General features: G+C 61.5%; 6 protein-coding genes. 2 read left to right on the top strand and 4 right to left on the bottom strand.

What is annotated here, in order from left to right; genetic code table 11:
- Positions 1 to 178: 178 nt before the first annotated feature.
- Complete coding sequence (locus tag JJE47_14150) at positions 179 to 1,285, bottom strand: hypothetical protein (GenBank protein MBK5268564.1); 1,107 nt, start codon at positions 1,283 to 1,285, stop codon at positions 179 to 181.
- A gap of 119 nt (positions 1,286 to 1,404) precedes the next feature.
- On the opposite strand from JJE47_14150, the gene JJE47_14145 reads away from it, so the two are divergent.
- A complete protein-coding gene (locus JJE47_14145) occupies positions 1,405 to 1,869 on the top strand; it encodes a hypothetical protein (protein ID MBK5268563.1) in 465 nt (154 codons plus the stop codon).
- Between the two features lie 139 nt (positions 1,870 to 2,008).
- On the opposite strand, the gene JJE47_14140 is transcribed toward JJE47_14145, so the two are convergent.
- Positions 2,009 to 3,151, bottom strand: coding sequence for a DUF2652 domain-containing protein (locus JJE47_14140; protein ID MBK5268562.1), 1,143 nt, complete (start codon positions 3,149 to 3,151; stop codon positions 2,009 to 2,011).
- A gap of 373 nt (positions 3,152 to 3,524) precedes the next feature.
- On the opposite strand from JJE47_14140, the gene JJE47_14135 reads away from it, so the two are divergent.
- Positions 3,525 to 4,229, top strand: coding sequence for a 4'-phosphopantetheinyl transferase superfamily protein (locus JJE47_14135; protein ID MBK5268561.1), 705 nt, complete (start codon positions 3,525 to 3,527; stop codon positions 4,227 to 4,229).
- Between the two features lie 27 nt (positions 4,230 to 4,256).
- Here the strand turns inward: JJE47_14135 and JJE47_14130 are convergent, their stop codons facing one another.
- Both JJE47_14130 and JJE47_14125 read right to left on the bottom strand, forming a co-directional pair.
- Positions 4,257 to 5,903, bottom strand: a complete 1,647-nt coding sequence (locus JJE47_14130) for an ABC transporter ATP-binding protein (GenBank protein ID MBK5268560.1) — start codon at positions 5,901 to 5,903, stop codon at positions 4,257 to 4,259.
- Positions 5,900 to 13,132 (bottom strand): amino acid adenylation domain-containing protein, encoded by a 7,233-nt coding sequence (locus tag JJE47_14125; GenBank protein MBK5268559.1) that lies wholly within the window; start codon positions 13,130 to 13,132, stop codon positions 5,900 to 5,902. The genes JJE47_14130 and JJE47_14125 overlap by 4 nt, the downstream gene beginning before the upstream one ends.
- Between the last annotated feature and the right edge of the window lie 71 nt (positions 13,133 to 13,203).

Raw genomic sequence — 13,203 nt, 5'->3', positions numbered from 1 at the left:
GCCCTCGCCCGCGAAGTGTGGGACCCTTCAGATGCCGTTTGGTACTCGCGCATCGGTGTTGGCTGGTTTCTGCTGGGGCTCGCCTCGCTGAGCATTCCCTACCGCATGCCGGACCAAGCCGCCGCAAGCCCCTTGAGAGTTGTCGCTCCATAACTGGCAGGAAAGAGCTGCCGATTCCTTACATACGCACCACGACGAAGGATTCGTTCTCGAACCACAAGCCGTCGTGCTGCTGTAATACCTTTTCGGTTGCCTCGATGTAGGCCGCTCCTGATCGCATTGCCTCGCCGGTTCGGGCGTCGTCGATTTGAGCAACGTACACGGCCGCGTTCCATGCCGCGATGAGCATCGAGGTTCCGATGCTGCTGTCAGAATGTTCGGGCAGGTCGTGAAGCCCGTAGGTGAACAACGAGTTGGCGTCGTCGGATCCCTCGATACGCAGTGGAACAGGAGATTCGGCAAGCCGGTCGATGATGGCCTCACGGGGACTCGTGAACGGCTCTTCGCCTGGCCAGATCGACCGGATGATGTCCATGCCCGGGTCGCGACCGGTCGCTTGGACCACCACCATCCGGCCCCCTGGCGCCAACGATTCAGCCAGCGGTCCGAGCACCTTGTCAACTTTGAACGCTGCGCTCGCCCGGCTCCGATATGGCTGAGCGGCGATGACGAGGTCGTATTGGCCGTCGAGAGTGCCGCCCTTCGGAATGAGGTGTTCGAGGGCGAAGGCGTGGTCCTGTCGATAGAGCACAAGCACCGTCGGATCCACGTAGAGCGGGTTTCCGGTGGTCGGCGATAACTCGGTTTGCCATCCGTCGGCGACCAGGTCGCCGAGGTCCCGCAGTTGGCGCCCGAACTCATGGGCGGTCGTTCCCTTCAACGGAACGTCGCGCCACTTGACTTCGCGCCCCGATTGTGGCCTCAACCATGGAGCTTCGCGGTAGTACATGTTCGTGACGATCACGACCGTTTCCGGGTGCTCGGCGAATCGGGTGTGTAGTTTCATCAGGCTGAGGCGGGTGTCCTCCATGCTGATTTCTTTGCCAACCACGACGAACGGGATGGTCGGGTACCGATGATGCATTTCCTCCAGGACTTGATGCAGCACAGTCGCATCGCCCATCCCAGCATCAAACACACGCATCGCCGGCGGCGACGGTGAAAGTAGTTCGAGTTCGCGCCCGACTCGCTGGGCGATCTTGTCCTTCTCGTTCGTCGTCGTGACGAACAACAGGTACTTCTCGCGATTGTCATAGAACCGGAACGGATGCGCTCGTGACGTCATGGCCCCATTCTCACCGATTCGGGCGAGTCGGTTCGATCTCTGGAAGGTTCGGTCATAGTGAACGAGGACGCCAACGCCGGGCGCAGCACGGAAGGACCGCAGCCGATAACGGTCGTAGTGTGATAGAGATCATCAAGGAGGAGCTGACCGTGCAAAGGCAGGTAACCCTGAGAGTTGTCGCCTTGCTGGCCATGCTTTCGACCACAGGATGCTCGGAGGCAGTTCACGGGCCGGTGATCGAGGGTAATCGGCGCAATGGTGGCACCGACGCTGGAGTGTTCGGGGTGGTCGTCATTGAATCGGATTGCCTATACCTGCAAATACCCGGGAGTGACGGTCGGTCTCCGGTCATCTGGCCGCATGGAACGTCGTGGAATCACAACGAATCAGCGATCGAGCTCTCTGACGGAACTCTTGTCTACGAAGGAGATGAGGTCCATGGCGCAGGCGGATACCACAGCGAACCGAACCTGAGCGAGTTCACTGTTGCGGAGGGAGTCGAGCTAGCCCTGGCGTGTGTGGACAACCCGTACGCTGAGATCGCCATCTTCAACTCGAACGACCATATCGATACTCAGCGATGAGCGACAGCGGTCCATCGCCCGAACGGGAAACGGTCGCCCGTGGACCTGTCCATTGATCGTTCTGGACGCACCAGGACTGGCGGCTGGGCCGCTCTTCCCTCGAGTACACCCGGGGCAGCGACAGTCATTCGCCATCCTGTCAGTCTGGAGCAATGCCAGAAAGAGGACCACCGGGCCTGATCACTGGCAGTTCGGGCTCTGTGGACTGGTCGGCTAGCCGGGCCGCCATTTCTGCCTCAATCTGGGCGGTCAGGGCGGCCATCCGTCCGTCGAAGAGTTCCCGGAATCCCGGTTCGAGGCCTTGCATTACGGCCTGGTGCTTGGCGCTCTTCGGCGGTGCGTATCGGAAGTGGACGATGGTCCCGGTGGCGGTTGGCTCAAGTTCGATCGTCTCAAGCATCTTGATGGGTCCGACGGGCGTGATGTGTGTCCCGCGATCTGTCAGGTAGTCGTACGGACGCCAGTCAAGGATCTCTTCGACGACGCCGCCGTCAGCGCCATGACGACAGTGGTTGGTGGCGCCGACCGTCCGTCGGCCGCCCGGGCTATCGGTGACGACCTCGTCGGTGCCAATCTGCCAGGAAGGCCGCCGGCCAGGGGCGGTGAGAAACTCCCAGGCGAGCTGCGGTGGAGCGCTTGTGCCCTGGGTCACCGTGAACCACGACTGCTCGGGGGTCACGAACACCCGCTGGCGAGCCTCTTCCTCTCCCCAGCGGCGGTCGAGATCGTGGACCCACATCTCGACGTCGCCGAGGTGCTCGTACGACTCGACGAACGGGCTCATCCCAAGTGCTTCTGGATAAAGGCCCATTTGGTCGGCACAGGCCCGAGTCACCAGGGCATAGGCGCTGATGCCGAGTCGCTCAACCACCTCGTTCTTGAGCAGCCGGTGGACAACGATCACGTCTGGCCCCAGCAGTTCCTCCCGTCCGGCGATCTTCTGGCGCAGTGCTTCGCCGTGGTGGACAACGAACTTGAGGTTGAGATCGGGGATGCGCACGCATGCGTTACAGGGACATGAGGTCGCTTGTGTCACATCCCGGCGGCGTCGCCGGAACCCGAAGTAGCAGCGTTCGATCGTGTCCAACAAGAGCGAGCCGTCGAGGTTACCGTCCGGGGCAAAGACGAACGCCGCATCACCCTCAAGCTTGGCAAGCCGGAACGTCGGGCGAAGCGCCGTAACGATGGTCCCGATCAGGTCGGCCAGGATGTCCTGGGCGTGATCAAGCTCGACACCGCAAGATACTTCGTGTAGTCGGAAATGTCGGCGATGAGGAGGCAAACGGGTTCGGCCTGAAGCATGGTCGTCTCCTTGGACTACATCCGGAAAGCGTCACTTCTGCCGTCGGGACTCTCAGCGGTACTGGACACAAACATCGTACGGCGTCGATCCATTGTTTCGGTTCCTAACCGGCGGGTTTTATTCCATCGGACCTGCCGCGGACAGCTGAGATCGCTGTATTCAACTCGAACGACCATATAGATACTCCGCGGTGGGCGAAGTCTGGAGCATGCCTGGAGGCTCTCGTTGTTGGGTGGGTATCGGTGTCTGACTCCGTTCACGCCATACCAGGACCGCTATCGTCGGCCTACGTGGCGAACTTATCCGATAATTTCGATCTTTGTAACCGGTTGCGACGCCCCCGGTGCGGACGATGAGCTCAGCAGGATCGGGCGGTGCCATCAGATGGGATTCGCCGTTTGCCGATGATGTCGGGTTCGCGCAGGTGGAGTTGGATCAGATTGACATGGATTCCGTTTTCTGCGACCCGCTCGCCGCCGGCGAACTGAACGCGCTCGGCGATAGGCCGACGGAGGCGCGACGCCTTGAGTTTGCGGCGGGGCGGGCGGCTGCCCGACAGGCGCTACGTGGCCTCGGCGTGGATGACACTCCTGTGCTGATCGGTGATCGCCGCCAACCCATCTGGCCTCCCGGCACGATCGGGTCGATCACGCACTCGGATGGGACGGCCTTGGCCGCGGCGACCTGGGAAAGGAACTGGTCAGGAGTCGGTCTGGATATCGAGAGCCTCCATCGCTACTTCGCGGACCTCCTGGCAATGATCACGACCGAACCGGAACGGGCCGGGTTGAACCCATTGCTCGAATCGGCGCCCGATCGGACGCCGGTGGCGGTCTTTGCCGCCAAAGAGGCCCTCTACAAGGCGTTATCCCCACGAGTCGGGAAGCTCTTCGGTTTTGATGTGGCACACGCTCGACCGGGACCAAAACCAGGCTGGCTTACCCTCGAATTACTCGAGGACCTTGCTCCCGACGTGCGGGCGGGAATGACGTACCCGGTCCAGACCATATGGCGCCATCAACTGGTCCTGGCCTCATCGGCCATCGCGGCGGCGTAGAAACGCCGACGCTGGTCGCGCCGAATCTCACCTCGAAACGATGCGACCGTCTTTGAGTTCGATGACTTCGTCGACCCCACCAAGCACAGAAGGATTGTGGGTGATCAGCAGGACTGCCGGACGTGGCCGGAGCGTGGCAATGTTGTTGATGACGGCGTAGAGGGCGTCCCGGTCGAGATGGTTTGTCGGCTCATCGAGGATGAGGATGCTCGGCCGGTGGATGACGGCACGGGCGATGGCCAGTCGCTGCCGCTGACCACCGGAAAGAAAGACGCCTTCGTCGCCGACGTTTGTGTCCAGTCCATCCGGTAGGCTCTCGACGAATGACGCCTCGGCGATTTTGAGCGCCCGATCGATGTCGTCACGATTCAGTCCGCTTCGACCATACGTGATGTTGTCGGCTACTGATCCGGATAGGAGCACCGTGTGCTGCGGGACGACCCCCATCATCCTGCGAAGCGAAATCATGTCGATGTCGGGATAGGGAACGGAGTCGGCCAGGAGTTGGCCGCGGCTCGGGCGGTAGAAGCCGAGAATCAAACTGACCAAGGTTGACTTCCCCGAGCCGTTCGGACCCGTGATGGCGGTGACGCTTCCTGGGTGCAGTTCCAGTGAGACGCCATTCAAGACTACGTCTTTTCCGTATCCGAACGTCACATCAACCACTTGAATGTGACCCGTAAAGTCGATCTGCTTCGACCCTTGATACGGCCGAGCGTCCACTTCTGTGAGCAGTGTGTCGAGATGGGCGAGAGATGTGAAGCCCTCGATCACCGCCGGCACGCGAAGGGCTATTCCTCCAAGCGGGCCGCGCATGAGCGCAAACCCGGCATAGAACGAGATGAGATCTCCGAACGTCAGTTTGTCCTGGGTCACGAAGATGCCGCCAACGATCAGAACGGTAGCTCCGGCGAGCGCCAGCAAGGTGGTCTGGGAAAGCGAATACGCTTTGTTCCAGACGGATTGTTGTACACCGGCCTCCTCCAACTCGGCCGCCCGAATGGTGATCCGATCCATCTCTATGTCTTCTGCTCCGTGGGTGCGGATCAAGTCCATGGTTCTCAGGATGCGCAGAACGTCACGACTGAAGTGTTCGAACATGCGGTGTTGATGGCGAACCCGTTTCCGGAGAACCCGCCCCAGGAGTCGACCCGAAATCATGATGGCGGGGCCAAAGCCAAGTGTCACGGCTGCGAGAACCGAATTCATCCTGACGAGGACGACTCCGATCCCGATCACGACCACGAAACCGGGAAGATAGGTGTCAAAAACTGCCTTGGTCCCGCGATCGATGCGTTCGGACTCTTGGACGATCTGGTCATGGAGAACAGACGGCTCCTGGGATGTGACGAATGTCCGACTCACGAGGAACAGTTTCTCGACGGCGTCGCGCCGGAGACGCTTGATGGCATCCCGGACGACCGAGGCCGTGACGTATCCGCCTCCCAGCGATAGCGCAGCACCAACCAGGGTCAGCCCGAGAATTGCCGCGCCGATCAGCAACAGCTGCTTGACGTCGCCCTCCGGGATGGCGTCGTCGATGGCTTGCTTGACGAAGATCGGTATTGGAATCAAGGTGAGCGCATTCAGAACTGAGAGAACGACCCCACCTAGAAGTCGGCCTCGCGAGGAGCGATAGAGCCTCATATAGCGTCGGAACGCCGGCCACTTCATCTCGGATCCTCCACTTGAGCCGGTGTCCCGTTGAGAGCCGCCGCGATGTAGGTCGCCACCATCTCGGCATGGGGAGCTCGCATCAGTGATTGCTCGCCCCGATGGGTACCGGCCACCCCAACGACTTCGAGATTCAAGCCGGTGACCGCCTGCCAGGCAGCGATGGCCGGACCCTTCGACGGGTCGGCGGGGTCACCCGCCAGGATATAGAGCACCCGTCCATCGTACGGCCCTGGCTCGTAGGTCGAGGCCGCCTTCGTCGCTGCCCGGAACATCAGCCTCTCGACCAGCCGAGGGCTGAGCGGTCGATCGGTAAGGCGAGCGATGACCGTCTTCGGCCCATGGCGGAGGCGGCCGCCGAGTCGACGCGTGCGACGAGCCAGGCCTTTTCCCATTCGCCTGAGGTAGCGCTCCTCAGAGTGGGGGCTCGGCGATCGTTTCCTTTCGGTGCTGGCGCCGACTGTGCCGCCCGGGCGCGCACGGGCATCGATCACCACGACGAGTTCGATGGCTTCTCCCTCGGAACGAAGCCGCCTGGCCACCTCGAACGCGATAAGCCCGCCCAAGGAGTAACCAACGAGAACGTATGGACCAGTGAGTCCCTCTGATTTCATCGCAGCGCGGCAGTGGTCTGCTAGCGACTCGATCGTCTTGAGTGGTGAAGACTTCCCATCTAGACCGACGGCCTCAATACCGATGATCGGCCGACCGACGTCAAGGGTGCGAGACATCAACTCATACGTCATGACATTGCCCCCGGCCGGAGGCATGCAGACGATGGGATTGTGTCCGGCGCCCGGCCTGATAGTGACCGCGAGGCTGGTTCTCTCAGGTGCCGGCGCACTGATCCGGTCGGTTAGTGCGGCCAGCGTCGGCACCTCGAACAAAGCCGAGAGGGGCAGGCGCTCGCCGAACTGTTTCTCGATGGCTGCCATGAGTCGGATAGCCAGCAGGGAGTGTCCGCCGAGGTCGAAGAAGTTTGAATCCGCCCCGATGCCTTCGATCTCCAGCGTCTGCTCCCACAGACGGGCCATCGCGATCTGAGCGCTTCCCTGGGGTGGCTGGAACGCCCGGGGGGCCACTGCGGGAGAGGGGAGAGCGGCCTCATCAACCTTGCCGTTTGCCGTGAGGGGCAGGGCGTCGACCACGACAATCGCGGATGGAATCATGAAGCCTGGTAGGAGCGGGGCGAGATGGGCAAGGGCCGTCTGTGGCGTGACTTGCCCGACGACGTAGGCAACGAGTCGTGAATCAACCCCGCTGGATCGCACTACGACGTGTGCTTGTTTGATCCCGGGATGGTTGCGGAGGTGGGCTTCGATTTCACCCGGCTCGATCCGAAATCCCCGCAGTTTGATCTGCCGGTCGATTCTTCCGAGGAACTCGATGTCGCCGTCACGCCGGCGGCGTACGAGGTCTCCTGTCCGGTACGCCCGTTGCCCGCCAAGGTTCACGAATCGCTCTGCAGTGGATTCTGGGTTCCCGCGATATCCGGCGGCGACACCGAGCCCTCCCACGACCAATTCGCCGGGGGCGCCCGTGGGGAGCGGGTTGAGGTTCGCGTCGACTACGGCAACCGACGCGCCTGAAATAGCGGTCCCGATCGGAACGGTTCTGGCACGATCCGGCACGGTCGTGACGAGTTTCCATGCCGCGAACGTGGTCGTCTCGGTCGGTCCGTAGGCATTCACCAGTCTCCGCGGCGGACCGGATTCGAGACACGACCGAACGGCGTCCGGGTCCACCGCTTCGCCTCCGACGAGGAGAGTGTCAAGCGATTCGAAGGCGGCGGGGGTATGGCGAATCACCGCATTGAACAGGGCGGTCGTCAGAAACATGACCGTGATCCCGCTGGAGCGGATGGCGTCTGCGAGTTTTTCCGGGGAGAGCAAGGTGGCATTGTCCAGGACGTAAAGGGTCGCTCCATTGAGAAGAGCCCCCCACATCTCGAACGTTGCCGCATCGAACCCGGTGTTCGAGGCGAACCCGATGACCGAATCGCGCGACAGGTCGACATAGTTCGGTTCGCAGACGAGGTTGACGATCGACTGTTCCTCGATCTCCACACCTTTTGGTGACCCGGTGGAACCCGACGTGTACATGATGTAGGCGATGCGATCCGACGTTTCCGGGTCGGGCTTGCCCAACACTGTTCTGACCTCGATGAGCGGATTGTGGATGTCTTTGCCTCGTGACAGAATCGCTTTCAGTCGGGCGTCTTGCGCGATCGTATCGACCCTCGCTTGCGGATAGGCGAGGTCGAGGGGTACGTAGACCGCTCCAGAGCGCAAGATCCCTACGATCGCTGCAACGATGTCGGCGCCCCGCGGCATTTGGACGCCCACCGCGTCACCGGCTTCGATGCCTGCGTCTCCCAAGGCGGTGGCGATCCGATGCGACGCCGCGGCGACCTCGCCGTAGGAATAGGACTTCTTGCCATCGACGACGGCAACGGCCGACCCGACTTGTTCAAACATTCGGTCGGTGAGGTCGATGAGCCGGGTGTTGGCGATCGATCTTGGCTCAGGCACTTGGGTGGGACCCTCAGCTCGCAGAGACTCGATCGGGCGGTCCGAGTCTTTGCCGGTGACCAGAAGCAGTTCTGTGTAATGCTCGGCCATGGCGAGCACCGTGTCTTTGTCGAAGAGGTCGTTTCTGAACTCCATGAGGAAAGTCACCCCGCCGTTTCGGTTCGTGACGTGGGTCCGGAGGTCGTACTTCGCCGGGTGAGAGCCGAGGTCGACGCCCAGCGGAACGGTGGAAAGACCCGGCAACGAAACTCCCGGCGATTGTCCGGATCTCATGTCGAACATCGTCTGGAAGATGGGTGTCCGTGACGGATCCCTCGGTGCGTCGAGATGTTCCACGACAGCTTCGAATGGAACGTGTCGGTGCGCCAGCGCCTCGAGCACCGACGAGCGGATGTGTTTGAGCAGTCCTCGAATGGTGAGACCAGGCTCGATTCGTATCCGGATCGGAACCGGGTTCACAAAGAAGCCGACAACGTTCTCCAACTCCAGGTTATTGCGCTCCGTGCTCGGGATCCCGATGACGAAGTCGTTCTGACGGGTGAATCTGTGGACGAGGAGGGCATAAACGGCCAGGTAGGTCATGAACGATGTCATACCTTCGTCACGCGCCAGACGCTCGACCTCTGCGGAAACTTCTCGATCGACCTCAAACCGAACGACCCCGGCTTCTCCCTCCGGCTGGGGTGGTCGGATTCTGTCGGTGGGTAGATCCAGACTCGACGTCGAACCCTCCAGGGCCCTCAGCCACCAGTTCAGATCGGGATCGTCCGCCGTCAGTTGCTGTTGCTGGTGCCGTGCAAACTCCGCGTATGTCGTTGCCGCGTTCGGTAATTCGGCGGCACGACCCTCGACGTGCGCCGTATAGAGCTCTTGGAGATCGCGACGAATGAGTTCCATGGAATCGGCGTCGGTAGCGATGTGGTGCGCCACGATCGAGAGAATGTGGTCGTCGTGAGCGATGCGGAAGACCTTGGTGCGAATCGGGTATTCCGTGGCGAGGTCGAACGGTGCGAACGCCTCGTGACGCAGCGCAGCCGCCAGGTCCATGGAAGCTTCGACCTCGACCAGTTCGATGGGGTGCGGCGATGGTGTCTCAACCACCTGGAACGGGACACCATTTTCTTCCTGGATTTTCGTCCGGAATACCGGATGGCGCGTCACGATCCTGTCCATTGCGTAGTGCAGCGCCGGCAATGAAAGCCCCCCTTTAAGGCGCAAACGCCACGGGGTGTGGTAGTTGCCGACTTCGGGTGTCAGCATCTGGAGAAACCACAACCGACGCTGGGCGAACGACAGAGGACTCCGTTCGTTGCCTTGGGCGGCTGGCGGCGCTTGTTCGGGCGCCGGTTCGCCGCTTCGATAACGCTCGAGTTCGCGTACGAAGGATCGCGGAGTGGGTGCCTCGAATATGGTGCTGATCGGCAACCCGACATCCCACTCGGTATCGACCCGTGAGAAGGCCCGGATCGCTGTCAATGAGTGACCGCCCAATTCGAAGAAGTTGTCATCGGGGCCGACTTCGGTACCGATCACCTCGCGCCAGATCTCACACATGCGGGCAAGTAGTGCTGGATCGACCTCATCCGTCGTCAGCGAGGCGCGGGGGGAAGCCATCGTCCGGTTTGGTGAAGCTAGGACCTCGCGCGACTGGGTATGCATCGGCGCGTCGGGATTCGACACCAGGCGGTCGCCGATGTCGTCGAAGTCTTCAACGAGTCTGACGATGGTTGATTCGTCAAAGAGGTCGGTGTTGTAGACCAGGTTTCCGTTTATCGATGTCTGGTCGTTCCCGAGGTACATTGTGTAGTCGAACTTGGATGCCTCAGCCACTCTCTCGATGGATTCGGCTCCGACGTCGGCGAAAGCCGGATCGGCGGCGAATGCCGACACACCGAATTGGAAGAAGACCTGGAACAACGGCGTGCGATCGGCATGGCGAGCCGGAGCAACCGTCCGTACCACCTGCTCGAATGGCACCTCGCGGTGGTCATAGGCGGCCAGGAGCGAAGAACGGACGGAACGGACAACCTCGCGAAAAGTTGATCCTGGTTCAAGGGTATGTCGGATTGCCAGCGTGTTGACGAGAAAGCCGATCAAGCCCTGCGTGTCGGCAGAGCCCCGGTCGGCACTGGGAATGCCAACGACGACGTCGTCGCTACCCGAGCGCTCGTGAAGGTGCGAGACGAACACCGCCAGGCTCAGCATGAACGGCGTCACGGACTCCTCACGGGCCAGTGCCATGAAGCGGGCCTGGTCGGTCTTCGTGAGTACGAACCTGTGATTGCGCCCGGTAAAGGTCATGATGTCCGGCCGTGGCCGGTCTGGTTTGAGGTCAATCGAGTCCGGGACGCCTTCCAGCTGCCCACGCCAAAAGGCGAGATCTGGCTTGTACGTTCCGTCGTCGAGCGATTGGCGCTGCCTGATCGCGTAGTCGATGTATTGGATCGGCATCGGATCAAGTTCTGGATTGGATCCGGCAAGGAGCGCGTTGTACGTTGCAGAGAGCTCGCTGAACAGGATCGGCAACGACCACCCATCGCTGGCGATATGGTGCACGACGGTAATCAGGATGTGTTCTTCAGACGAGATCCGCACGATGGTGGTCCGCCAGACCGGTTCGCTGGCCAGATCGAACGAGTGTGCCGCTTCCTCCTGGCCGATCCGTGCGGCTTCGGCCTGTCTATCTCCAGCCCGCTCGCCGAGATCGATCACGACGAACCGAATTGGACCAGGCGCATCGACGACCTGGATGGGTTCCCCATCGGTTGCCACGTATCGGGTGCGAAGGATCTCATGGCGCGTCGCCATGAGATCGCAGGCACGCTGGAGGATTTCGATGTCGAGTGGACCTCGGAGACGGTGAATCTTCGTGATGCTGTAGTTGGCACTACCCGGGTACATGCGGTCCAGCACCCAGAGCCGCAACTGGGCAGAAGACAAGGGGGCGCGTTTTACGTGAGGAGAGTCCGAAGAGGACGCCCGACTTCGTGCCTCGAGCAGCGCACGCTTGGCGGGCGACAACTGGGCGATCCGACTGGCGGTGTCTTGTGGTGCGGGCTCCTGCCGCGACGACGCTTCAGAGAGGCGACGTTCCAATAGGGCCCGTTTCGCCTGCGAAAGCGACGCAATTCGATCTGGGGGGTTAGTTGGGCGATCGGGGGTCAAGTTGGTCGATTCTCCAACCATGGTCGCGATCTGGGCTCGGTCGATTTTGCCGTTCGCATTGACCGGCAATGTATCGACCACGACATATCGGGCCGGGATGGCGACCCTGGAGACCTTCGAGCGGAGGTGATCCCGGAGAGATGCGGTCGTCGGCGCATCGGATGTCGCCACGATGGCTGCATCCAGCCGGGTGATCCGACCGCCGTTCTGGACCGGGACTACTGCGGCCCGCTTGACGCCCGGGTGCTCTTCGAGGATCGCCTCGATCTCCTCCGGCTCGACCCTCACGCCGAGAATTTTTATCTGAAAATCGGTTCTTCCCGACACGACAAAAGTCCCATCGTCTCGCCTGGTGCCCACATCCCCCGTTCGGTAGACGATGTCATCGGGATCACCAGTGAGCGGATTGGAGACGAAGCTCTGGTCGTCTTTGACGTTGACATACCCGAGGGTGCCGAAGTCGGTCCGGATGACGATCTCACCGTTCGGGGCCTCCTGGCCGTGCTCGTCGAGAACGAGGATCTCGGTTCCCGGAAGGGGTCTCCCTACGGGGATAGGTTCGCCGGGAGTGACGTCACCGATCACGTGGAAGGTGCGGATGAATGTGGTTTCGGTTGGACCGTAGAAGTTCACGAGATCGCCCGAAGGGTTCACCCGGGCCCGCCAGTCCAAAACGAGACGGGGAGTGACGATCTCTCCCGAGAAGAAGACCCAACGGAGGCTCGATGTGGAGGTTTCGACACCTTCGAGCCACAGTTCGGCGTGGGACGGAGTGACATTCGTAATGGTTATCCGTTGCCTTCGGAGCCAGGCGATCGCGTCGTCCGGGTCCATGGGATCGGGGGTGACTACGATCCGCGCTCCACTGATGAGCGGGACGAAGATCTCTCGCATTACGGCATCGAACCCGAGATTGCGGCTCAGGGATACCCGGTCGGTCTCGCCGATCTCGAAGGTCTCCGCCATCCAGTGCATGAACTGCGTGAAACCGCCCGATGAGCCGAGGATCCCTTTCGGTTTTCCGGTCGATCCCGACGTGAAGAAGATGTATGCCGGATCAGATGAAGACCTGGCGACGACTTCGAGTGTTCCGGTTTCCAACTCCTGGTCGGGCCAGGCGGGAATACGTAGCAACGAAATCCCCTCTGACTCGATCGCGACTCCCTCGCCGATCTGGATGATCAGGTTCGCCTCGGAGTCCCTGACCATGAGGCGGCGCCGGTCGGCGGGCGTCGACCAGTCGAGGGGAACGACGACTCCGCCCCGAGAGAGCGTGGCGAGCATGGCCGCTACCACGGCCGGGCCGCGGGGGCCGATGATGACCACGCGGGTACTTGGAGACACCCCGTGTTTGGCCAAGGAATCGGCGAGATACGCCGACCAGTCGAGGAGCTGTCGGTTGGTCATGGCCCGCCCGGATGCCTCGATCGCAACCCGGTCCGGATATTGACTGGCGCGTTCTGCGAACGTCCCGACGAGCGAGGGAAACTCGTCTTGGTGAACGCGGCCACGAGCGTTGAGTTTGTTGCTCATCACAGGTCTCCGGCGTCGAGTCGTCGGAGCATTGCCTCGGCCTCCTCGTCGGACATTTGCTCGAGGGCAGT

The organism is Acidimicrobiia bacterium (genome assembly GCA_016650365.1).
In the GTDB taxonomy this organism is placed as follows: Bacteria; Actinomycetota; Acidimicrobiia; order Spongiisociales; family JAENVV01; genus JAENVV01.
Note: the sequence above shows the minus strand (reverse complement) of the source record. Positions and strands in the feature narration are given on the sequence as shown.

What these genes read in the sequence shown, in the direction of transcription:
- JJE47_14150 (MBK5268564.1), bottom strand. Translation starts at nt 1,285, where the DNA reads ATGACGTCACGAGCGCATCCGTTCCGGTTCTATGACAATCGCGAGAAG.
- JJE47_14125 (MBK5268559.1), bottom strand. Translation starts at nt 13,132, where the DNA reads ATGAGCAACAAACTCAACGCTCGTGGCCGCGTTCACCAAGACGAGTTT.
- JJE47_14130 (MBK5268560.1), bottom strand. Translation starts at nt 5,903, where the DNA reads ATGAAGTGGCCGGCGTTCCGACGCTATATGAGGCTCTATCGCTCCTCG.
- JJE47_14135 (MBK5268561.1), top strand. Translation starts at nt 3,525, where the DNA reads ATGAGCTCAGCAGGATCGGGCGGTGCCATCAGATGGGATTCGCCGTTT.